Origin of the sequence: Marinicella marina, from assembly GCF_030065545.1 — a bacterium.
Taxonomy (GTDB): domain Bacteria; phylum Pseudomonadota; class Gammaproteobacteria; order Xanthomonadales; family Marinicellaceae; genus Marinicella; species Marinicella marina.
Window position 1 is genome coordinate 125,487 of record NZ_JASJNC010000004.1, and the last position, 24,498, is coordinate 149,984.

At 42.9% G+C, this 24,498-nt stretch carries 19 protein-coding genes; 6 read left to right on the top strand and 13 right to left on the bottom strand.

Features of this window, described 5'->3' with window-relative positions; all coding sequences use genetic code 11:
* Window positions 1-137: 137 nt before the first annotated feature.
* The 8 genes from proC to QNI24_RS07655 form a co-directional block, all read right to left on the bottom strand.
* The gene (gene proC, locus QNI24_RS07620) at window positions 138-968 is read right to left on the bottom strand and encodes a pyrroline-5-carboxylate reductase (RefSeq protein WP_267175963.1); all 831 of its coding nucleotides are present in this window, start codon (window positions 966-968) and stop codon (window positions 138-140) included.
* Between the two features lie 2 nt (window positions 969-970).
* Window positions 971-1,354, bottom strand: coding sequence for a VOC family protein (locus QNI24_RS07625; protein ID WP_267175964.1), 384 nt, complete (start codon window positions 1,352-1,354; stop codon window positions 971-973).
* Between the two features lie 15 nt (window positions 1,355-1,369).
* Window positions 1,370-3,340, bottom strand: coding sequence for an exodeoxyribonuclease V subunit alpha (recD, locus tag QNI24_RS07630; RefSeq protein WP_267175965.1), 1,971 nt, complete (start codon window positions 3,338-3,340; stop codon window positions 1,370-1,372).
* A complete protein-coding gene (locus QNI24_RS07635; protein ID WP_267175966.1) occupies window positions 3,337-6,864 on the bottom strand; it encodes a UvrD-helicase domain-containing protein in 3,528 nt (1,175 codons plus the stop codon). The genes recD and QNI24_RS07635 overlap by 4 nt, the downstream gene beginning before the upstream one ends.
* Window positions 6,864-10,448 (bottom strand): exodeoxyribonuclease V subunit gamma, encoded by a 3,585-nt coding sequence (locus QNI24_RS07640; protein WP_267175967.1) that lies wholly within the window; start codon window positions 10,446-10,448, stop codon window positions 6,864-6,866. Before QNI24_RS07640 ends, QNI24_RS07635 begins: the two co-directional genes overlap by 1 nt.
* Before the next feature lie 108 nt (window positions 10,449-10,556).
* On the bottom strand, window positions 10,557-11,468 hold the full coding sequence (locus tag QNI24_RS07645; RefSeq protein WP_267175968.1) for a GGDEF domain-containing protein: 912 nt from the start codon (window positions 11,466-11,468) through the stop codon (window positions 10,557-10,559).
* 96 nt (window positions 11,469-11,564) lie between these two features.
* Window positions 11,565-11,957: a DUF6165 family protein gene (locus QNI24_RS07650; protein WP_267175969.1), complete on the bottom strand. Its 393-nt coding sequence runs from the start codon at window positions 11,955-11,957 to the stop codon at window positions 11,565-11,567.
* Complete coding sequence (locus QNI24_RS07655; RefSeq protein WP_267175970.1) at window positions 11,957-12,364, bottom strand: DUF6524 family protein; 408 nt, start codon at window positions 12,362-12,364, stop codon at window positions 11,957-11,959. Before QNI24_RS07655 ends, QNI24_RS07650 begins: the two co-directional genes overlap by 1 nt.
* Window positions 12,365-12,541: 177 nt before the next feature.
* Between QNI24_RS07655 and mltF the strand changes: the two genes are divergently transcribed.
* Window positions 12,542-13,891: a membrane-bound lytic murein transglycosylase MltF gene (gene mltF / locus QNI24_RS07660; RefSeq protein WP_283708598.1), complete on the top strand. Its 1,350-nt coding sequence runs from the start codon at window positions 12,542-12,544 to the stop codon at window positions 13,889-13,891.
* Between the two features lie 181 nt (window positions 13,892-14,072).
* A complete protein-coding gene (locus tag QNI24_RS07665) occupies window positions 14,073-14,780 on the top strand; it encodes a PP2C family protein-serine/threonine phosphatase (protein ID WP_267175972.1) in 708 nt (235 codons plus the stop codon).
* Window positions 14,781-14,787: 7 nt separating this feature from the next.
* On the opposite strand, the gene QNI24_RS07670 is transcribed toward QNI24_RS07665, so the two are convergent.
* Entirely contained in the window at window positions 14,788-15,879 is a 1,092-nt protein-coding gene (locus tag QNI24_RS07670; RefSeq protein ID WP_267175973.1) for an anhydro-N-acetylmuramic acid kinase, read from the bottom strand.
* Entirely contained in the window at window positions 15,879-17,255 is a 1,377-nt protein-coding gene (locus QNI24_RS07675) for a peptidoglycan DD-metalloendopeptidase family protein (protein ID WP_267175974.1), read from the bottom strand. The genes QNI24_RS07670 and QNI24_RS07675 overlap by 1 nt, the downstream gene beginning before the upstream one ends.
* A gap of 123 nt (window positions 17,256-17,378) precedes the next feature.
* Here QNI24_RS07675 and tyrS point away from each other — a divergent pair, with 123 nt between their 5' ends.
* The gene (gene tyrS / locus QNI24_RS07680) at window positions 17,379-18,575 is read left to right on the top strand and encodes a tyrosine--tRNA ligase (RefSeq protein WP_267175975.1); all 1,197 of its coding nucleotides are present in this window, start codon (window positions 17,379-17,381) and stop codon (window positions 18,573-18,575) included.
* A gap of 69 nt (window positions 18,576-18,644) precedes the next feature.
* Here tyrS and QNI24_RS07685 read toward each other — a convergent pair whose 3' ends face one another.
* Window positions 18,645-19,358, bottom strand: coding sequence for a DUF481 domain-containing protein (locus QNI24_RS07685; RefSeq protein WP_283708599.1), 714 nt, complete (start codon window positions 19,356-19,358; stop codon window positions 18,645-18,647).
* 171 nt (window positions 19,359-19,529) lie between these two features.
* Here QNI24_RS07685 and coq7 point away from each other — a divergent pair, with 171 nt between their 5' ends.
* The 3 genes from coq7 (at window position 19,530) to QNI24_RS07700 (ending at window position 22,273) form a co-directional block, all read left to right on the top strand.
* Complete coding sequence (gene coq7, locus QNI24_RS07690) at window positions 19,530-20,171, top strand: 2-polyprenyl-3-methyl-6-methoxy-1,4-benzoquinone monooxygenase (protein ID WP_267175977.1); 642 nt, start codon at window positions 19,530-19,532, stop codon at window positions 20,169-20,171.
* On the top strand, window positions 20,168-21,814 hold the full coding sequence (locus tag QNI24_RS07695) for an electron transfer flavoprotein-ubiquinone oxidoreductase (protein WP_267175978.1): 1,647 nt from the start codon (window positions 20,168-20,170) through the stop codon (window positions 21,812-21,814). The genes coq7 and QNI24_RS07695 overlap by 4 nt, the downstream gene beginning before the upstream one ends.
* A gap of 243 nt (window positions 21,815-22,057) precedes the next feature.
* On the top strand, window positions 22,058-22,273 hold the full coding sequence (locus QNI24_RS07700; RefSeq protein ID WP_267175979.1) for a cold-shock protein: 216 nt from the start codon (window positions 22,058-22,060) through the stop codon (window positions 22,271-22,273).
* An 85-nt stretch (window positions 22,274-22,358) separates the two neighbouring features.
* On the opposite strand, the gene QNI24_RS07705 is transcribed toward QNI24_RS07700, so the two are convergent.
* Window positions 22,359-23,117, bottom strand: a complete 759-nt coding sequence (locus tag QNI24_RS07705; RefSeq protein WP_267175980.1) for a phytanoyl-CoA dioxygenase family protein — start codon at window positions 23,115-23,117, stop codon at window positions 22,359-22,361.
* Entirely contained in the window at window positions 23,114-24,496 is a 1,383-nt protein-coding gene (locus QNI24_RS07710; protein WP_267175981.1) for a GntP family permease, read from the bottom strand. Before QNI24_RS07710 ends, QNI24_RS07705 begins: the two co-directional genes overlap by 4 nt.
* Window positions 24,497-24,498 lie beyond the last annotated feature (2 nt).

The window sequence follows — 24,498 nt, forward strand, 5'->3', positions numbered from 1 at the left end:
AAGGATGATGTGTGATGATTAAAGACAGTTTTTTAGTCAATTGACTGGAATTCAGTTGCTGACTGAAACACCACACACACCGCTCTACACACTCACATGAAGGGATAGAGCGATGTGTTTTTTAATGATAAACCAGCTCAGTCAAATTCTTTAGACAAAGTAACCGAGCGCTCGTTGGCAGCATGGACAGCTTGTTCTATGGTTTGGTCAATCTTAGAAGCAGCGAAACTGTCCAATGCGGCTGCGGTGGTACCATTGGGTGATGTCACTCGGTCTTTTAATTGGGTCAGGCTTTCAGGGCTGCGTTCTGCCAACAAGGCTGCACCAATGGCGGTTTTTTTGGTCAGTAAAGCGGCATCTTCTGCACTCAAACCCAGTTTCTCAGCGGCTTGTTGTAAGTATTCCATAAACATGAAGAAATAAGCCGGGCCACTGCCTGAAAGTGCTGTGACTGCATCAATCTTGTATTCATCTTTGACCCAGATTGAGGTACCCACTGCATCCATGACTTGTTCGGTCAGCTGTTTTTGCTCGGTGCCCACTGCCGCATTGGCATACATACCAATGGCGCCTTGACCGATCAAAGCCGGTGTATTGGGCATGGTTCTGACCACCGGTAATTCAGCCCCTAACCATTGAGTAATTTGTTCGGTGGTGATGCCAGCTGCCACTGAAATAACCAGCGGTTGGGTTCTTTGAATGGTGTCTTTGACGTCGGCTAACACCGTTTTCATGATTTGTGGCTTGACCGCTATCAACACAATATCAGGCATACCAAAATGGCTGTTGTTATCACCGTAAGTCAAAACCTGGAATTGTTTTTCGATGTATTGGCGTTGATTCTCACCTGGGTCACTGGCCGTGATCTGACTGGCTGTTAAGCCTTTGTTGATTAAGCCTCCGATCAAACTGGCAGCCATATTGCCTGCACCGATGAAGCGAATGCGTATGTCTTGGATGGATTTCATTTTTATTCCTCTGTGAATGATTTAGGTGACCACAGTTCGACTTTAAAACCCATTGGGTCCAAAAACCAGCCAAAATCGCCGTATGATTCGTTAACTATTTCACTGACTTGGGTGGCACCACCTTTAAGCACTTGGTCCATCATGGCAGTCACATCATCAACAATGAAATTAAACATGAAGGGTTGGTCTGATGGGGCAAAATAGTCACTGTCCTCATCGAATGTGCTCCAAACAGTGCGGTCGTGCTCTTGCGCTTCATGCGGATTAAACATGCCATAATTGGGCCCTTCCAAATTGAACCCTAGGAACTCTTTGTACCATGAAGCCAGTTTTTCAGGGTCTTGACATTTAAAAAACAGACCACCCACACCTCTGACTTTTTGCATTCAAATTCTCCATAGTTAGTGTGACACATTGTACCAAAAAGTCAAACCACTGTTTCTCACAGTCTTTTGCTGAATGGCCTTTTTCAGGGCTGCCTCGCTGCCATAAAAAATCACTGATTTTTTTGCTCTGGTCATGCCGGTATATATGATTTCACGGCTCAACAAGGGATTATCCAATTGTTCAGTCAGTGGAATCAAGACATGCTCAAATTCAGAACCTTGGCTTTTATGCACCGTCATGGCAAATGCCAAAACGTGATCAGGAATCAAGTGAATGGAGTAAGCCTGATATCCTTCAGCACCCTCAAAATATACTTGAAACTGATTGGCTGCTACTTCAATAACCAAACCCACATCACCATTGAACAAGCCCAAAGTGGCATCATTGCGTTTGATCATGATCACAGCACCATGGAAACACGCACCGAAAGTTTCAATGTTTAAATCACGCTTCAACCACCCAGCAATCAAAGCGTTGATTTGTTCTGTGCCAGTCATCCCGGCATGGGTTAAGGTCAAAATGCGCTGAGATTTAATGGCTGTAAAAACCATCGGCAAGCGTTTTTGTTGCTGTTGATGCGACAGCGACTGATACCTCAAAGCTTTGACAGCATCAACAAAGTTAGCATGTTCAGATGAGTGACTCAAATAATACTTCACATACCAGTCCCGACATAGTTTTAACCAGCGCTGGTGATCCATCGCCATGCCATACCAATAAACACCCATGCTGTGATTGGTTTTTGTCGCAACATCTAAATTGTTGTGTTTCAAGGTATGAACTGTATTTATAAATGACGCTGCATCACCCATTCTCACCTGTTCGCTGAGGGCGGCAATGTGTGGCTCAAACCTTTTAGAAACAGCTAAAACTGTGACTTTATCTGTTAACAACTGTACATCATTGGCAATGGGCTGTGAGACCATTGACAGTCCAGTGCTTGGCCAAAGTTCAGCTAACACAGCCAAAAACTCAGCCGTATGCAAGCCGCCATAATCAATCGGCGGCATCAGGTCTGCCAGCAAGGCACCACTTTGCACAGAAGGTAATTGAAATTGGTCACCGAGAAATACCAACCTCGTACTGGGACCAATGGCTTGTATCAATTGATTCATCAGCTCCAAATCGACCATTGAAACTTCGTCTACCACTACCAAATCAAAAGCCAAGTGATTATTGGCATGAAAGCGCGGACGTTTGAGTTGTGGATTTGAGCCCAATAAACGGTGAATTGTGGTGGCTGATAATGCAGTCACATTTTGTAGCGCTGAATCACTGGTTTGATTGAGCCCATTTTCAATTGATTCGGTCATGCGATTGGCGGCCCGGCCGGTGGGTGCAGCCAAGGCAATTTTATCAGGCGCAACACCCAAAAGATTCATCACATTCAACAAACTCAACAGTATGGTGGTTTTACCAGTACCTGGCCCACCTGAAATGATGCTGAATGGTTGTAAAACCGCCGTCAGCAAGGCTTGGATTTGTTGACTTTCAAGTTGATAGGACAAGCCACCCACCACCCTATCAACTGCTTGTTTGATGGCAGTACGGGCAAAGACTTTTACTTCACTGTGGGTGATCAAAGCCGATAAATCTCGTTGCAAAAGGGTTTGTTGGTGGTGGTGTTTTTGAAAATACAAGCGATCATCTTCAACCACCAAAATGTCTTTAGCATGCAGCTGGTATTGATTGAGATTCAAACTTTTAAGATGTGATTCAACATCTGATATGCCATTGCGCTTGCTGCAGGCTTTGAGTTTTTTATCATTCAACAACAAACACAATGAACCTTGGTTGACTGCATCAACCAAGAACAACAGCGCCAACAACAAGCGCTGGTCTGTGTCTGACCAACCCATTTGAAAATCACGCAGGAATTGAATGTGTGCCAAGTCCAGTTGTAAGTTTTCTTGTAACCACAACCAATCAAAATCAAAAGCATTGAAACATTTTTGTAAATAATTGGCAGTAATCACAGGTTTCATGACTGACCTTTTTGGGCTGACATTGTGGATTGAGAAGTGGCTTTGATTTCACTCATTAATTGTTGTTCTAGGTGCTCCAAATTAAATGCATCGGTGCTTAGGTCTTGATAAAACACACCATTTTGATCACTGCTGTGGCTGTCAATGCCACGAGAAAATAAATACAAAGCCCCGCTTAACTTGGCATTTTTGAGTTGCAAGCTATTGAACCACGCTTTGATGGCCAATGCATACCACCGATACTGATCGTGGTAATTATGCGCTTGCATCACTTCTGTAGCCAACACATCAGGGGTGTAGCCGCCTGGGCTGAAATTACTTTTCCAATCCAAAATAAAGTACTCATCACCCTCTGGCCGACTCACTCTGAACAAAAGATCGATGAAACCAGTGAGAACATGACCACCCTGCGACCAAAAAAATGACATTTCGTGCCTGCGATCACCTGTTCCAATCTCACACAGGCGCTGACCGCCCAAGGCCTCTATTGGTAAATTCAAGGTATGGTAAACCCAACTGGCAAATTCCTCACTGTAGCTGGAGCGTGCCTTTCCGTCTTCATCGAGCAGCTCACCATCGGTCATCAAAAAAGCTTTCATTTGACTTTCAATAATTTCTCTAACTGATTGATCTTCTTTAAATTCATTTAGGCTTTCATGCTTCATTACCAAGCTGAAATCTATGTTTTCAAAAATACCATGTAAAACATTTCCTGTTTGCGCACCGCCTGGAATTGAAGGATTATTTTGTATCAAAGTCGATAACTCGCTGTTCACATCATCGGCTTGTACAGGGTCCACTTGATTGATTTCACCGAATTGGGTGCTGCCTTCTGGGTGATGCCTTTGTAATGATGAAAACGAATGAATGATTCGACTTCTGTCAGTGACTGCTGCCGGCAATTGAGGTATCGGTGGCACTGACAATTGTTTTTGTGGTGTGGCATTAAAAAACCCTGAATGACTGACATCGGTTAATTCTGAAGCCAATGTTGCAAATCCACTTGTTAACAAACGATCCACCACCTCAGCTTGATAGAACACATAAGGCTTGTTACGGGCTTGGTAAGTTTCAGCTTCATAAACGGGCACAAATAATTTAAACACTGCCCTGGTCATGGCGACATAGTACAAGCGTTTATTCTCAGCCTCAGACTCTTCCTGAAATAACGGGGCATTGCTATCGGCCAAATCAAACACCTGTGCAGGAATGGCTGGGTCATGGTATTTACAAAATGGATGATTCTTACCCGGGGCTGAATAACCACCAAACAAAAATACCACAGGATATTCCAAGCCCTTCGAACTGTGAATGGTCATGATCTGTACCGAAGGTAATTCGGTGTCTTTTTGTTGCCAATCCTCCTTGCTGATCAGTTGGCTGGAGCGTGAAGACAATAAATGGTGCAGCAGGCCGTGGGCCTCCAGTTTTTGTTCCAGTGATGCTTTGACTAGATCCTGCTTGAGCTGCTGTAGATTAGCCAGCATCCGCCATTGACCTTTGGCATACAATCGTTCTGCTGTCCCAGTCTCTTCAAACAAGGTGGTAAATACCCCGATCCAATCCTGCTGCGCCGATAAACTTTTCAGTTTTAACCACCAAGCCAAAGCCTGCGACAAGGCATCATCGTCATTTATCACACCCTGTTGTTGTTTGAGCTGCTTGAGTTGAGCCGCAGTCAACCCAAAAAACAGACCCAACCAAGCATTATTCATGTGCCTTTTCATGTTGGGAAAGGCCAATGCAGTTAAAACCAATTGAATTTGGATGGCTGCTTCTGATTGATACAAGTCCGTTTTTTTGTAAAATGAATGAGGAATTTTCAACTGATCAAGTGCCTGTTCTATGGGCTTGGCATCATTCTTATTCCGCACCAGTACACAAACATCCCCGGCATCCAGCACCTTTTCAGTGCCTTTGCGTTGAAAGCGCACTTTCCCCAATAGTTTTTGTTGAATCAACCGAGCAATTTGCACGGCCATTTTTTGCTTAAAACCATTGACCAATAAGCCCGAACCAGATACTGTTATTGAGTTCATTGCGGCCAAACCACTTGTGTCCTCGAGCAGCAATGGACCGCCAATTTCTCGGCGCTGGGCCAAAGTTGGCGCTGCCACCTTGACTTCTTTGTCGGCATACCACAATGGATGGTCATTGCTTTGGTAGGTAAAAAACTGGTTTAATTGTTCGGTTAAATCAGGCAGTGAACGAAAGTTAGTGGCTAAACGATAGCCGAGACCAACGCGTGTTTTATCCAAGAGGTAGTCTTTGGCTGATTCGTAAGTATGAATATTGGCACCACGAAAGCCATAAATGGATTGTTTGGGATCACCAATCAAGACCAAACGATGGGCCTCGCTGTTGGCGGTGAATAACCATTGGAAGATGGACCATTGTTGGGCATCGGTATCTTGAAATTCATCAATCAGAGCCACTTGGTACTTGGCCCGCAAACGCTGTGTCAGAGGTGGGTCATCACTGCTTTTTTCAGTTGTTAGTGCCGCTGCTAAATCAGTGATCATGTCATCGTAACTGATTTGTCCCTGACTGACTTTGTGTTGTTTGACTTGCTCTCTGAGCGTCTCAACCATTTCAATAATGAATTGGTATTTATCTGCTTGGTGAGCCAATCGGTATGTACTCAATAAGTTTTTGATTTGATCATGAGACTTCAAAAACAAGCTGATGTCATCATCTTGGTTTGCATTGATCAGTTTTTTTAACTCTACATCTGAGAAAACACCACTAAAATTTTTACTCAGTTTCTCTAAATCATTGTTTATTGAACTCAGCAAAGATGAGTCGACAAGATGAGGCTCCAGTGTCTCAATTACAGCCACATATTTCTTCCAGCGATTATTTTTTACTGTTGTGGAGAAGCCATCCATTGCATGAAATATTTGTTTCATTTCAACTACGTCTGGCTGCTCGTATTCACTCAAAGCCTTCTGGGCCGCTAACAATGCTTCAGCCGGTGAATCTGGATATATCAAATCACCTGCTTTGCTTTGCTTGGCCAACTCAATCAACAGTTCATCCAGTTGCTGCATCGATTTACCGGTTTTTTTCAGCTTGTCTTCGATGCCATCAATCGCTGGCCAGGTTCTTTTCAACGCCTGCAACTGTTTGAGGTAAATGCTGTTGTCATCAACCAGTGTTTTATCCAGCACCGAGCCCTGCTCAAAGGCATATTCCTTTAATACCCGCTGACAAAAGCCATGGATGGTGTGGATGCTGGCCAAGTGTAAATCTCGCAGGGATTGTGCTAACAACAGCCGATCAGTGTCTGATGTCTCGGCACGGGTCAATTGATCATTGATACCTTTATGGATCCGCTCCTTCAGTTCGCTGGTGGCTTTGTCGGTGAATGTAACCAACAGTATTTGCGTGATGGGTATGCGCTGTTCTGTTATCAGCCGCAGTACCAAATGGGTGATGGTGTAGGTTTTACCGGTACCTGCAGAAGCCTCTATCACGGCATGGCGTGCCAAATCGACATCAGCAGGGTTGGTGATGACTTTCATCACAAGACAGCCTCTTTCATCACATGCAAAGGCAACAACCGACGCCGGTATGTACCCAAAGCATCAGTGTCTGTTATCAGCTCAAGGGCTTTTAACATCTCATAATAACTGTGGTTCTCAATCCAAGTTGCTACTTTTTCCTCGTAACTCTTTTGAACTTTTGTCTTTTCATGACTATTAAGTTCGGCCGAAGCATAAGCAAACGCATGAACCGTTTTGGCTGTGCTTTTTGGGCCCAAATAGGGAATCAACTGTTCTCTATCCTTTGTAGTAACTTTCAATCCTGCTATCGCATCGAAAGGCAAATTAACCGGGCTTGGCTGACTGAAGTCCTGCAATAAATCACTTAAATATGATCTGATTGTGCTTTGGCTGCTGAAACTGATTTCACCCGTTGACCATGGTTTCAAAACTACTTTTTGTACTTTGTCGCGAAAAATAACACGCAACTGAAATAACTCAGCAACTTGTATTTGCTTATCTAATTGCGCCATGCACCAATACACAAAGGGCTTGATCAATACCTTTGACCAGCCGGATGCTTTACTTGAGCTGACCACCACTTGGTGACTGATCACACCGTCAGTAGTATACAAACCTTCCCAACAGCCATTGAGACTGAATAACTGATCATCAGCTTGTAATGTTGTGGCCGCCAGACGATGTGCTGGGGTCAGTTGGTTGATGCCTTCACCAAAAACCACTGGACCTGGTAAGGGTTTCAATGTCTTCAGTTCGGTTTGTAAGTCAGTGAAAGTTTTATCCGCTTCTAATGCATACAATTTATCCAACTCAGCAAACAATTGAATGGGTAATTGTGACTGCCTGGAAAGCGCTTGGTATTGGGCATCAATGGCTTGAGTTAAACTGATTGGCTGTTGATTCAAGGCCTCAAGGTAGTCTGCCACAGCCGCATCGAATAATTGGTATCGTGATAAACCATCCAGGGCAAAAGGTTCGTGCTCAATGTTCAGTTCATCATCAATCAGCTGGCTTGAGCCACCTGCTTGATCAAGGAAACTCAACACTGGGTTTTCAAGAAATTTAGCCAATGCATTCACTTGAACGGCTTGTGCTGTTTTCTTTTCAGTTATTACATCAATGTTTTGACCGCTGATCAAAGGTTTGTGGCTGTTTGACGAATCAGATTCGGTACTCAAATGAGTTAACCTTGCCTGCAATTTTTGATAGTCTGCTGGGGCAAAGTTATACAACCAATCAGACTGAAATACATCATTATCAGGTTGTTTCAAATCAGCACTGTCAAGTGGTATTCGAGTCACAGGGAAGGATGAGATTCCCAACGAATCCTCATCCAACATGGTCGATGTATATTGGTGTAATTGTTGCCAAGTGGATGAAGGCAAAATGGTCTCATCCTTGATCAAATCTTGTCCAACGTAGCTCAAGTAAAGTTTCTGCCGAGTACACATCAGTGTCTCCAGAAACAGATAATTCATATTTTCTATTTTATTGATGTCCCCTATTCGCCTTGAACGTTGGGTCAAGTCCAATGTCTCTTGCAATAATTCCCCGGGGAATGAGCGCTCATCAAGGCCCAAAATATAAGTCACTTTGAACGGAATCGGCCGCATGGGTTGCAGTGAGGCACAAACCAAACCACCACTGAGGTAATTGCCTTTGCTGGCTGACAAGTGAATGAACTCTTGTTCAAGAAAATACCTGATATCGGTCAGAGTCATTGCGACATGACCCGCGTTTTCAACCAGTTTGTCCATGGACGCATCTAATGCCAGTCTGACTTGTTCCTCTTTGTAGTGACCTTCAGGTACTGTAATGAATTCATCTATGATTTGCGCCACCAGCTGCTGCCACTCACTGGCGATTTTGGGTTGTTGAAGTTTGAGGTGCCATTGATGCATACTTTCGATCAACCAAGACAGTCGTCCTATCAGGTTGGTGTCTTGAGTCAATGACATGACCTCATCACTGACCAATGATTGTCGCAGCCGCTTGAGTCCTTGTTGCCATGTAAAACGCCTTGATAATTCAGCATCAGGTGTCTCATACAATTGATCAAAATGGCTGTAGATACCCAAACCGCTGAGCCAATTCAGCCACTCAGCCAAGGCTTCATCTGTCAGTTCAAGCGCTGCTTTGACACAATCATTTGCCAACCATTTTAAAACCACAGCACGCATAAAATCATGTTCCAACACCTCAAACAAACCCATCACAGCTTGTGCATATAAGCTTTCTGTTTTTACCGATGAATCAATCAATGAATAGCGTAAATTAAAAGGATGTTGGCGGTCTTGCTCCGCAAAAACTTGCTCTATCACGCTGCGGTATTTGTCCATATCAGGGACCAAAATCGCAATGTCAGTCAACTGCAAGTTGCCATCCGTTGATAAATTGGATAAAACGCTGTTATAGACAGCTTGTACTTCACGATGAATCGATGGGGCCACCGCCAGCTGTAAGGTACTCAGCTGTTCCTGCGTTGTGAGTTGGCATTTTTGTTGGCTGCGGTTGAGGATAGAATCTTGTATCAGGTGCAGGGCTTTTTGATTTCTGGGTGTTTGACTGAATAACCAATCTGGCTGAAAAGCCACATTTAAATGTATGGCATCATCTTCTAATTGACTGAATAAACGCAGTGACTCCCTGCCAGGTTTGGCCCAAGCTTTGAGTAAAGGATTTTCGGTGGCCTCATCATCGAGTTCAAAATAAACTTCTTGGCCATCAATTGCATCAGCATCTAAAGACAGACCAGCTGCATCTCGCACATGAATGGTTTGCTTATTGATGCGTTTTCGCCAAGCATCCTCTTGTTCTGTGGTTAAATCTTCCCAATATTCACAACACACATTCAATTGGTATAAGTTGACGGGTAAAAACTGCGCCATATGAGCCAACACATGTCGATGGAATGCCGACAATCTGGTTGGGGTAAATAAATGCATCGCTTGATTTATTTTTCCCGTACTTTGCCAGTCAATCAATTGGAATCGTCTGAATAAGCTTTGACCGCCCTCTTGGTTTGTTGCTTGCATGATGTGCCTATAAATGTGACGCTCAGCAGCTTCAATGTCTTTTAAATGCTGATCATCACTGCGATAAAATTGTGACCTATCAGAAAGCCATTGCATCACCATCTCAGGTCGCTGCAGTTCATAACTGACGAACAACACCGCCAAGCGCTGCGCCAGTTGCCATTTTTTTCGACTCAATAATGCAGGGTTAACTTGATCAATAAGGTACTTATTGATGGGTTTAATGGCCACATCGGCCATCAGTTCTGGTGTTGATAAGAAGGCGTAAATTTTTATGGTCAATTCTGTTTGTGACCACATTGGAACTTCTGCTCGTGCTTCAAATAAATTCAAATACTGGCTCAGACCTTTTTCCAAAAAGGGGAACTCTAAATTGGCAGAAATACCTTGTTTTTCAGCCATGAATAACTGCAAATAACGCTGCATGTTGGCGTTGGGCACAATCACATAACTGGGCACCAATGGATCAGCAGTATGCCTGATTTCTCGCAGCACGTTATCAACCAATTGGCTCGCCAACTGCTCAACTTCGTGACTGAAATATAGATTGATTGAATGATCAGCCATAGCCAGAGTTAAATATAATTAATCATCAATGTAGGACAAATATTTCTCAAAACTTGAGAATACCCTGATGAATCACTTTTCTTCATTAAACATCTAAGTGATGCAAAATCAATGCCTGATGGCTTTGATGATTTGGTTGCGACCAGATTTTTTGGCATGGTACATGGCACTGTCCAATCGATTCAACCACTCTATGATATCTTCATCGGGTTCTTTTTGCGCCACTGACATGGATAAAGTCAAATGGTGTTGCTGCTTGATCTCACTGCGACTGAATGCTTGATGTACTTCCAAGGCCAGTTTATAGGCATAATCAAAATCACGGTCTTTGCAGAGTATGGCAAACTCATCACCTCCTATGCGAAAGAATTGGTCTTCCTTTTTAAGCATGGCAGCTACAAACTCAACCGATTTCTCTAAAACTTGATCGCCCGTGGCGTGGCCAAAATAGTCATTAACCTGCTTGAAATTATCTAAATCAAACAAAATACCTGACTGCGGTTTATCACTGCCTTTAAGGGCTTCGGTGGCTTGATTAAACGCGCGCCTATTGAGGGTGCCTGTGAGCACATCTTCGTTGGCAATTTTTCGCAGTCTGATATGCTGTTGTTCCATTTTTGCAGCAAAGAAGTAACAAAAAAAACTGGTAATGAACAAGGTCATACTGATACTGATGAGTTGTATCAATGGTAAATCACGTATCAAAAATAATATGATTACAGCGGAAATACTCCACATCAAAATACCATGTTTGGGTGGTAATAAATAAAATACCAGCGCCACTGATGGATAAGCCCAATAGACTTGAGTGGTTCCTTTGAGGATAATGGTGGCAATGGTACCTATAATTGAGATAATAGCAATGGCATAAGCAGGCAAATCAGCGTTTCGTGTTTTGTATACCAAGAAAAAAACATACAAACCAAACAACGCCAATATACTATCAAAAACACCCACAATCCATTCATCATTGGCAAACCTAATCACAGCAAAAAGGCCCACACATATGGCGTAGGTCATGCTCAAACTCATAACAATGAGCTCTTTACCATCCCTTCGAGTATTTTTATTATTTATTGGGTTCATTGTGTGACTCGGTGAACAAGCTAAAATCCATTAATCATAAGATTCATATGATTTTTCTTCCACCAAATCTGAGCCAGTTGCTAGGTTGATGGCTTTTTTAATGGCCGCACGGTCGTCATTTTGGTAATAAACACTGCGTGCCAGTGCAACAAATTCATCGCCAAAATTATTATTTTTCTCATATATCCTGATGTCATCTTCAATTTTCCATAACTTAAGATTGACGTCTTTTAACTGCTGTTTCAATTCGTCAGTTTTACCAGATTTCAAGCCAGTTTTTAACCAGGTTTCATTCAATAATTGTAGCTCATAGTTAATGTTCTTTAACTTGTCAATATCACTGATTTTGACAGATTTAATCTCTAAAATAGTAATTTTATCCAACAGTTCACCCACTGACATTGGTGTGCTCACTAAACTCATTAATTTGTCTCCACGTCATCTGTATCAAACTGACCGGTGATGCGTTTCTTGAAATGAGACCAAGAAATACCAATACCCAATACAGTTGAAATTATAAATATCATTATCCAAGAGAGTATGCCAGAGTTGCTTAAGTCCAACCACCCTTGATCGACAAATAACCAAATCAAAGTGCCACATAAAGCAAATAAAATGATAATGCCTAGCACCCCCAGCGATTTTACGGTGGCGCTGACATAAAACAAATAACTGGCAAAAAACAGAATGATGACCAGTATCTTCAGAGGCAGCTGTTCATCTGTAAAAGGCCAGACCCAATGAAACAAAGAATAACCAGAAGGGTTAAATGTGGCAAACACCAAAACCAAGGCAAATAGCCACCGCAATAAAAATCCACTCAAACTCATATACAAGCACTTTTTCTTAAAAATGATTTATATTATAAGGTACACTGTTTACAGAATCATAGTGCGAGAATAAATTGATAAAACCGAAACAAAAAATTCACCTTGGCAGCTAACAATACCAGCAAATTTAATTTTTTCATTCAACACAAAAAGGTTTTTCTGTGGGTGTTTGCCCTGTTGCTGACTTTTTCCATCATCAGCCCTTGGGTCATGCGCAGCACCTGGGATTTAATTCAAAAGCGTGGCGAAATACTGTATGGAACACGCACCTCATTGTTGTCTTATTTTAAGTCAGGCGAGACTATCATTGGTTACGAATACCAACTATTAAAAGCATTTGCAGATGAAAATAACCTAATCGTTAAACCCATACTTTTTAATAACAATGGTGACATGTTCGACGCCCTAGATACTGGAGCCATTGATGTGGCTGGTGGCCATTTAACGATCACCAAACAACGGGCAGAAAAATACCAATTCACTGACCCAATCAGCGAAACAGCCATCGACCTGGTAACACACTTCAATCACAGGAATGCTCAAGATATCAGAGAGTTCGAGGACAAGTCAGGTATGCTGATCGCCAACAGTTCTTATGCAGAATTATTGGATGAGCTGGACGGTTTCAAGCCAGTTGATTTGGTCACATCAAACGACATATCCTTGTTCGAGCTGATCAGAAAAGTCAACAGTAAAGACATTGACTACACTTTCGGAGACTCTGAAATAATCAATATTTATCAATACTTTATACCCGGAATTTATCAAACCATTCAACTCTCAGAGCCAAAAGATACGGCCATGTTAATGAGAAAATATCGCAGCTCAGAATTAAAGCTTAATTTAGATCAATTCATAGAAAAAGCCAAAACATCTGGTTTGTTGCAACAACTGAAAGATGAAATTCTGCTGCACTTGCCTGATATAGATTCAGCCAATACCGTTACTTTTTTTGATAAATTACAAACCACTTGGCCTGAAATAGAAGACTTGGTTTATGAAGTGGCTGATAAATATCAGTTTGACCGTGCTTTGTTAGCTGCCATCAGTTACCAAGAGTCTCATTGGGAGATTGATGCAGAATCTTTCACAGGGGTCAAAGGACTCATGATGTTGACTGCCTCAGCTGCCAAGGATATGAATATTGAGGACCGTACTGACCCCAGACAAAGCCTAGCCGGAGGGGTTAAATACTTCAGACACATGAAAAGGAAAATGCCTGAGCGGATAGCCGAACCGCACAGAACATTTTTCGCTCTGGCTGCATACAACGTAGGGTTTGGACATTTAGAAGATGCCAGGATATTGACACAAAGAGCTGGTATGGATCCAGATAATTGGTTCGAAGTAGAATCATTTTTACCCAAACTCAACAACCCAAGCATAGCCCATGAGTTGCGCTACGGTAATGCCGATGGCGCCACAGCGGTTATTTACGTCAACAACATCATGACTTACCAACAACTGATGAACTGGAAAATCAATAAAGAACAGAAATCGGAATACACCACCAACGGAATTCTGTGATTCAGGTCACAGAATATTAAACAGTGAAGTAGAATTCACAAAATGCTACAATTATGTAGTGAACACTCAATGTTATAATAATCAACAATTTATACTGAAATGCTCAGCTCATTTTTTGGCTGCTGATGAAAAAGGATTAATGATCACTGCAAAAAGCCTCTATTGAAACTCAAAACCATCTATGAATATTATTTTAGGACATACTTCTCACTCTGGAATCAAACGAGACCACAATGAGGACACATATGGCATAGACCTTGAGCATGGTTTGTTTTTGGTTGCCGATGGCATGGGTGGACACGATCATGGCGAAATTGCCAGTGCTTTAGCCAGAGACAATATCCTGAGCTCTATCAAAAATGATACCCCTATCAGGCAAGCCATATTAGATGCCAACCAAGAAATCATCAACAGCTCATTAGAAAAGCCGGGTGACTTACCCATGGGAACCACCATTGCTATTTTGAAAGTAAATAACGATGAATTTGAGTGCGCGTGGGTAGGTGATTCTCGGGTATACAAATTCACCAATAACCAACTGCAGCCCATCAGTTCGGACCATTCTTATGTCCAAGAACTGGTCGACCAAGAACTGATTACTGCCTCTCAAGCACGGTCTCACCCGCACCGCAATGTTGTAACCCAAGCATTAGGCGTGACTGACAACAGTGAGATTAAAATATCTTTAGATCATGGCAACATCAACCCAGGAGATAAATTTCTGATTTGTTCTGATGGATTGACTGAAGAGGTAGATGATGAACGCATCGCTCAAATCATCAGTAAGTCACTCTCACCGAAAGAAATTGGTGACCAACTGATGGTACAAGCTTTAGAGAATGGTGGCTCTGACAACATCACTGCAATTGTTTTAGAATTTGTTAATTAACAGAAACTTAGACAGCATAGCTGCGACCGTACAGCAACACTTCACTGACACCTGTGATGGACCTCAGATCCAACTTTTCCCCAAGCACGAACTGGTGTGCCATCCATGCCATAAGCAGCGCTTCAACATAATCTGGATTGATGCCAAAGGCTTGACTGGACTTGACTTGTGATGCATTATTTTGACGCAAATGTTCCATCATAAACGTATTGTGCACGCCACCACCACAAACCACGATGACATCAGCGGGTGTTTCAAGCTGGGCCAATCCCAAGCCAATTGAGTCAACCGTAAGCTGTAACAGCGTCCTTTGCACATCGGCGGCCTTGACATTGAATCGACACAACTGCTGTTCAAGCCACTTCAGATTAAACAATTCTCGGCCAGTACTCTTGGGAAACGGCTCGCTGAAAAACGGTTCTGATAGCAGGCTTTTTAATAAACCCTCATGCACTTTTCCAGTTTTTGCCCATTGGCCAGAATGATCGAATTCAAGACCTTTGTTTTGTTTAATCCACTCATCCATCAAACAACTGGCAGGACCAGTATCAAAGCCCAAAACTGCGCCTTTGGACAGACTGGTTATGTTGGCGATGCCACCCAAATTAAGCACCACAGTATGGCCTACATCTGCAGCGAACAGATGTTGGTGCAAGGCCGGTGCCAGGGGTGCACCCTGCCCACCAAAAGCCATATCAAGACTTCTGAAATCAGCGACAGTTTGAATTTGTGTCATTTGTGCACAGACTGCGGCGGAGCCAATCTGCATGGTATAACCCCTGCACGATTTTGTGGGCGGTTGGTGAAAGATGGTTTGGCCGTGCAAACCAATCGCTTTTATTTCATTGTGAATTATGTCTTGCTTATTGATGAAGTCATTGATGGCATCAGCATAAACCATGCCCAGTTCGGTATCTAACTGACTTAATTCAGCAATGGTTATAGGCTGATTAGCAATGACATGAAGAATTTTGGCTCTGATGGCATCAGAATAGCGGTAAAAACCAGCTGCAAGTACCTTAATTTCAGCACCAATCTCAGCATAAACCACATCCACTCCATCACAGGATGTGCCTGACATCACGCCAATAAAGCGCATCAATTCATTGCCACCAATTGCTCTTTGAGGTCGCTGAGTCTAGAAAGCAGTGGTGTTGAGTAAGTCAAGAATTCAGGCATGACTGTATCTGGCAAGGGTTTAGATTTTGGCAATGAAACGGTTCTGGGGTTGCGGTGAACACCGTTATAAATGAATTCATAGTGTAAATGCGCGCCTGTGACCATGCCAGTGGCACCGACATAACCAATGGTTTGTCCTTGTTTCACTTTTTGACCTTTCTTCACGGCACGCTTAGAAAAGTGCAGGTATTTGGTGATGATGCCATTGGGGTGCTGGATAAAGACATAATTACCGTTGTATTTATTGTACCCTGAGCGCGTCACGCGGCCATTGCCGGCAGCATAAACGGGTGTCCCAACTGGTGCACTGTAGTCTATGCCGCGATGGGCTTTGACCCGTTTGGTTACCGGGTGTAACCTTTTGGGATTAAAATTAGAACTGATGTATGAAAAATTCAAAGGTGCCCGCAGGAAGGCTTTCTTCATGGCGCGTCCATCGGCAGCGTAATAACTGCCCTCACCGTCTTCATGTTCATAATAAACAGCCTCAAACTTAGTGCCTTGATTGGTGAAGCTCGCTGCGAGTATTTTACCGTCTGTTAGGTATTCGCCGTCTTTGTAGATTTTTTCATAGATTACGCTGAAAGCGTCTCCTGATCTGATTTCCAACACAAAGTCAATGTCCCAGCTGAAGATATTTGCCAACTGCATCACCATGTTGTCGGTTAAGCCGGCGGCTTTACCCGCACCGAACAGTGAGTTTTGAATGGTCCCTTCAGCGCTGACCAAACGAATTTGCTGGTCATGTTGAATCAACTCAGTTGAAATTTGATCCATGTCATTGTGAATAACTAATTCTTCAAAGGGTGAAGACTGGTAGCGCAGTTGAACCAAATCCCCTGCTTGGTTCATGGTAAAGCTTATGTCGTTACCTGGCATCACTTTGACCAGTTTTTTACTGTCTTCATTGAAGTGAGCAATTTTTAACAGCAAGCCTTGGGAAAGACCCAAATCTGTAAATATACCTGATAAAGTTTGGCCTTTTTTAACCGTCACAACTTTATTAATGAATTGTTCAGAACCAATCAAACCACTTTCAGCAAAACTCATCAATGGCGTTGGCGGAATGGGAACCATTTGACTTTGTCTGACACTGTCAAAATCTATGTTGGTGTGTGCATCGGCATCAACAGAAATAATATCAGTGATCGCATATAAAACAAACAACACCGCAAGCACCGCCAAGACTTTTTTTGGCGTGGTCAGTGATGTCAGGAAATTCTTGATTTGTGGGTATTGTATCGACAGCTTTTTAGTCTGCGAGTTTTTACGTATGGCTTGGGCTTTGATAGGCAAATTCCACTGTCTTTAGTCAATTGAATGAAATTATAGATTATTTTTACCCGCATTGGTTCAATTGAGGTTCTAAAAATCAGCTTATTTCTGTAGAATTAACCCCTTTTTAACGAAACCATCAAAATGTCAGTACAAGACGCACTGGATTTAATCTGTCGTGGCACAGACGAAGTCATTAAATTAGAAGAACTAGAAAGCAAACTCAAGGCCGGCAAGAAACTCCGCATCAAAGCTGGATTTGATCCTACGGCACCTGATTTGCATGTTGGCCACACAGTATTAATCAACAAGATGAAACAGTTTCAAGACCTCGGTCATGATGTGATTTTTCTGATTGGTGATTTCACTGGCATGATTGGTGACCCGACTGGTAAAAGCGCCACTCGCAAAGCCCTGACTCGTGAAGAAGTTTTGGAGAATGCCAAAACCTACCAAGATCAAATCTACAAGATACTGGACAAAGAAAAAACCATCATTGAATTCAATTCAAATTGGTTCAAAGACATGACTGCTGCTGATATGATTGAATTGTCGGCAAAATACAATGTGGCTCGCATGCTAGAGCGTGATGATTTTAACAAACGCTACAAGTCAGGTCAGTCAATTGCCATCCACGAATTCATGTACCCATTGGTACAAGGTTATGATTCAGTGGCTTTGAAATGTGACGTTGAGCTTGGTGGCACCGATCAAAAGTTCAATCTTCTGGTAGGCCGACATTTACAGGCCCAAGCTGGACAGGATCCACAAATAGTTATTACCATGCCATTGCTGGAAGGTTTGGATGGCGTCAACAAGATGTCCAAATCACTGGATAATTACATCGGAATCGATGATGCACCAGCAGATATGTTTGGTAAAGTCATGTCAATCTCAGATGAATTGATGTGGCGTTACTTTGAATTGCTGAGCTTCAAATCCAACGCAGCCATCGAACAATACAAAACCGATGTGGCCGATGGCAAGAACCCTAGAGATGTTAAGTTTGATTTAGCCATGGAGCTGATTGAGCGCTTTCATGATGCACAAGCCGCACAAGATGCCCTGGCAAGCTTCAAAGCCCAGTTCCAAAAAGGTGCCATTCCAGATGACATCGACGAGGTCACACTAGAAACTGACAATGGAGAAATGGGTATAGCTCACATCCTGAAAAACGCCGGTCTGTGCACCAGCACCTCAGATGCCATGCGCATGATAAAACAAGGCGCTGCTAAGTTGAACGGTGAGAAGCTCAACGACACCAAACAAGCTTTTCCAGCCGGTACACATGCCGTTTTTCAGGTTGGCAAAAGAAAATTTGCCCGGGTTAAATTGACCTAACCGCAAGTCATAAAAAACCAAAAAAAAGCCCGATTAATTCGGGCTTTTTTTGATCAAAAGTTAGACTTTTCAAAAATCATAAACCAAATTGGCAGAAACCAAAGTGTCGGTTGAATCTTTACCCACGGGCGCGTCGGTGTTGTGACGGATTTGGTGAGCTAATTTAACTGCGAACTTCTCACTCACTTTAAATGAAAAGCCCAAATCGTTTTGTGCGAATGTGTTGTCATCCCCGGCTTCTACAATCAACAAATTTTCAAATTGTGTGGTTTCAGTGATTTGACGCATGTAATCCAACTTTCCGGAAAACACCACGCCTTTGTTTTCACTGCGATCCACATCAAAAGCCTCTACTTTATAACCCACACCTAATTCTGTGATCAGTCTTTTCTTCTCAGTGTCATAATATTTATGACCCCAGCCCAGTGACGTAGTGATGGTGTAATCAAAACCGGAAAACTGGTCTTTGTCCCAACGCGTGCCATAATAAATATAATCGTTGTCATCGAACTTATAACCTGTTTTGGTATTCAAGGTATAACGTTCAGCCGTGTCCACATCGTCATTAGAAGCACGTAACAAGGCCAAATTTAAATCACTGACCCATTTTCCAGACTCGCGCTTAAGTGCTAAACCAGCCGTCAGGTTTTCGGTGTCTGAGTTACCAGAGGTCATTGAGAAACCCAACTGACCGCTACCTGACCAAACAGCATCATCAGCCATCGCTGAACCAGAGTATGTACCCGCAGCGATTATCGCTGTCATTAACATCGTTTTTTTCATCGTAATCTCATTTATCAAAACTAAAAGTGCTAATTTACTGCTTCTGACATAAATATCAACAAACAAATTGTTAAATATAAACAATTGAGTTTATTTTCACCAATAAATGATAAAATATGCAACCTATAAATTGCCACTTGATTACCAACAAACCCATTGAGTTGCCCTAACATGAGAAATACCACAGATTCTTTAAGTAATAGGTTGATGCACGAATTTGACAACATGTTAAAAGTGCTGCACCACAAGACCAATCGCGATCAGCAAATCCCTGGCAGTGAAGTCACCGCACCAGAGTTGAATGAAACACAAAACAGCCACACAGCGGGGTTGATGCGTATCAATCACACTGGCGAGGTCTGTGCCCAAGCACTTTACAATGGTCAAGCCATGATGGCCAAGGACGAGGCTACCAGAACCCACTTATTACATGCTGCAGAAGAAGAACATGCTCATTTGAATTGGTGCCAATCTCGGTTGGACGAGTTAGGAGCTGATGTCAGTAAAACCAATGCCTTTTGGTACATACAATCTTTTGCAGTGGGTTCATTGGCCGCTTTTTTTGGCGACAAAGTGAGTTATGGTTTTGTGATTGAGACTGAACGTCAGGTCGAATCGCACTTGCAAGACCACATCAATGACATCGGTACCAAAGACGCCAAATCTTTGGCTATTTTAGAGCAAATGCAAGCCGATGAAATCAGACATGGCGAAGACGCCAAAGCTGCAGGTGGCATAGAATTACCCGAGCCAGTTAAGTGGGTCATGACTGGCATGTCAAAAATTATGAAAATGGTGAGTTACAGAATATGAACAGAGAATCGATGGAGTTTGATGTCGTTATCGTAGGTGGTGGTCCTGCTGGGTTAGCCACAGCCTGCCGCTTGGCACAACTGTCACAAGAACACAACAAAGACTGGCAAATTGCGTTGGTTGAAAAAGGCTCTGAAATTGGTGCCCACATCATGTCAGGTGCGGTCATAGAAACCGATGCATTGACCGAATTATTCCCAGATTGGAAGGCCATGGGTGCGCCCGTAAAAACAGCCGTGACTGGTGATGACTTTCACTATTTACGCGGTCTTGAAAAAGACACCAAAGTACCTGGATTTTTAATTCCTCGCCCCATGAAAAATCATGGTAATTACATCATTTCTCTGGGTAACCTCTGCCGCTGGCTGGGTGAACAAGCAGAGAATTTAGGGGTCAATATATTCCCTGGCTTTCCAGCCTCAGAAGTCATCTACGATGAGGCTGGCAACGTCAAAGGAATCATCACCGGCGACATGGGTGTTGATGCCAATGGCAAAGAGAAAGGCGGTTTTGAACCGGGCTATGAACTGTTGGCCACACAGACCGTTTTCGCTGAAGGTTGTCGAGGTTCTTTGGGCAAGGAGCTGATGGCAAAATTTGATTTACAGAAAGACTCAGACCCACAACATTACGGTATTGGCCTGAAAGAAGTCTGGCAGATTGATGAATCTTTGTCAGAACCTGGCAAAGTGGTGCACACATTAGGTTGGCCTTTGGATAACCACACCGAAGGAGGTGGCTTTTTATATCATTTAGACAAAGGCACTGTTTCGCTGGGTTTCGTGGTGGCCTTGAATTACCAGAACCCCTACCTGAGCCCATTTGAAACATTCCAACAATGGAAACAGAATCCTGTAATCAAAAACATCATCAAGGGTGGCAAGCGAATTTCTTATGGTGCCCGTGCGTTGAACAAAGGTGGTTTCCAATCACTGCCTAAGCTGACATTTCCTGGTGGCATGATGGTAGGCTGCGAAGCTGGATTCTTGAACCCAGCTAAAATCAAAGGCACCCATACAGCATTAAAATCAGGCATCATTGCTGCTGACAGCATCGCTGATGCCATGATAAGTGAGCAGGCCGCTGGTGAATTGGTCAGTTACAGTGAAAACATCAAAAACTCATCCATTTACCAAGAATTACACAACAGCAGAAATTTTGAACCAGGTTTGAATAAACTGGGCACGTTTTTTGGTGCAGCGTTTACTTTCATTGACCAAAACATCTTTTTCGGTAAATTGCCTTTCACTTGGCACAGCAAAACCCCCGACCATGACTGCCTCAAACCAGCAGCAGATTTTGAACCGATTGAATACCCCAGACCTGACAATGAAATCTCTTTTGATCGACTCTCCTCGGTGTTCCTATCTAGCACCAACCATGAAGAAGATCAGCCCTGCCATTTGCAACTTAAAGATCCAGAAATACCTATCAAGGTCAACCTACCAAAATGGTCGGAACCTGCACAGCGGTATTGTCCAGCTGCGGTCTATGAAGTGATCGAAGAAGGCGATCAACCGGTGTTCAGAATCAATGCCCAAAATTGTGTGCATTGTAAAACCTGTGACATCAAAGACCCCTCACAAAACATCAACTGGGTGACCCCAGAAGGTGGTGGTGGGCCAAACTATTCAAACATGTGATTGTCAAATATATCAGCATAATTTAAGTCTTGAGCGGTATTTATACCCAATAAATGCCGCTTAAACAGCCTAAAACGTTGATTTAATTTGACATTTCACATTTCTGCCTATAGACTTCGTCTTGCTTAAATACTCGCCCGAATGAATTCTCCTTTTCAAAGCTTTATTCTTAATTCGTTGACCAGTTGACCTTTTGGTGAGCATTGTAAGTAGTTTTAATTTTTTATTATTTAAGGTATATATATGTCAGAAAAAGTAACAGGTACCGTCAAGTGGTTTGACGAGTCAAAAGGTTTTGGTTTCATTCAACAAGCATCTGGTTCAGATGTATTCGCTCATTACAGTGCGATTCAAGTAGAAGGAGACGGTTTCAGAACTTTGCAAGAAGGTCAACAAGTTGAATTCAACATCACTGAAGGCCAAAAAGGTCCTCAAGCTGAGAACATCACTGCTATCTAAGACAGCATGATGGAAAGATCAAAACGGAACCTTTGGGTTCCGTTTTTTTTTGCTAAAAATAAAGTACATTTTGCATAACATCAGGCTATATCAGTATTTCTTCATACTGGCTTGATTTAGATTCGGCCAATGGTTGATTGTCAGCACCATGGTATGAATTGACCAGTGAGTATTTGGCTTGTTCAGTGGTATTATTATTGGCCGCATGAAACAACCCAGCATGAAAAAACAACACATCCCCAGATGCCAGTTCCACATCAATCGACTTTGAAAGCCATTGTTTTGCCTCAGGGTGTTGATCATTTAAAAATAAGTCTTTATCAACCATACCCTCACTGAGCACTGAGTTGTGGGTACCTGGTAGAATTTTAAGACAGCCATTGGCGTTGACCTCATCACCCATAGCTAACCAAGTATTAATCAACAAATCATGGGTAAACCGCCAGTACCTGATGTCACGGTGCCAGCCCGTTTTGCTTGAATAATTGGGTTGTTTGGTCATGATGCAATTGTGGTGCGACTGCACCAACCAAACATCTTCTGACTGCAACAACTGTTGCAGTATGTTTTTAACGACTTTGTTTTTAGCCCATTCGCGAAAAGAAGCATCGCGGCTGTAAGCCAACAACAAACGCCTGATGGTTGAACCACCCTCAGAGTCAATTGACTCAGGGGCTTTTGGATACCCCACTTCGGCCTCCAGCTCAAAAGGCGGGAGGCGCAGTTGTAATTGATTTTTGACTTGGTTTCTGATTTCATTCAATAAGGCCATGTCTATCAACTGACGTTTAATCAAAAAACCATCCGTTTCGAATTGTTCAATTTCTTCGTTGCTTAATTTCATTGTATCAATACACTCAAAACACCCACAGTGAAGGCCGTAACAACAACAGGTATAACCAAGGAAACCATAAATATATCTTTGTAGGATTGTTTATGAGACAAACCACATATGGTCAATAAGGTAATTACCGCACCGTTATGCGGCAAAGAGTCAAACCCACCAGAAGCCATTGATGCCAAGCGGTGCATCCACTCTGGATTGATATCAAACTGCTGAGCCATTTGCGCATAAGTCGACCCCAGTGCTTCTAAGGCGATGGTCAACCCACCTGAAGCCGACCCAGTGATTCCAGCCAATACATTGACTGCCACCACCTCAGAAATCAATGGATTTTCAGGTGAAATATTAATCACTGCTTGTTTAACGATCAGAAAAGCACCCAAGGATGCGATGGTACCGCCATAGCCCACTTCAGATGCCGTATTAAAGGTCGGTAACATAGAACCCATGGCACCTTTGGTCATGGTACCATTAACGTCATGAAATTTCTTCCAGTTCAATGCGATGACGCTGATGACAGCCAGTAACAAGGCCACAATCATTGACCAAATCGATTTCACATTGTTTATTTCAATGTTGCCGAATTTATCAGACCCTAAATAAGCTGTGTCCCAAGCGGGAATAACGATTTTTTGTAGCAAAAAATTAGCTGTAACAACCACTAATATTGGAACCAACGCAATCCATAATGCGGGCAAATCATAATCATTACTGACTATGGGTTCATTGTTGTGATCCTCACCATAGCCTTCAGCATGAGATTGATTGATGCGAAAATTAATCCAACTCAAGCCACCCAACATCATCGCCATACCAGCAGTTATTCCAATGATTGGCGCAGCATACATGTCGGTACCAAAGTAACTGACCGGAATAATATTATGAATTTGAGAGGTACCAGGCAAGCAGGTCATGGTGAAGGTAAATGCCCCCAATGCAATGGTGGCCGGTATAAAGCGCTTGGGCAGATTGGCTTCTCGAAACAATGCAGCGCCCAGTGGATAGACCGCAAAAGCAACCACAAATGCAGACACACCACCGTAAGTTAATAAACCACAAGCCAGCACAATGGCCAATGCCGCATGTTTTATACCCAGTGAGCTGATAATAGACTTGGCTATCACTTTGGCACAACCGGAATCCTCCATCAGTTTGCCAAATATCGCTCCCAACAAAAATATAGGGAAATATTTGATTGCAAAGCCACCCATTTTGGTCATAAAGACTTGGGTGTAAATGCCTAACATCTGACCACCCTCACCAGCGAGAACCACTGCCAACATAGCCAATACTGGGGCCAGAATAATGACACTGATGCCGCGATAAGCCAGAAACATCAACAGTCCCAGTGACAACAATATGCCAATTACACCTTCCACTT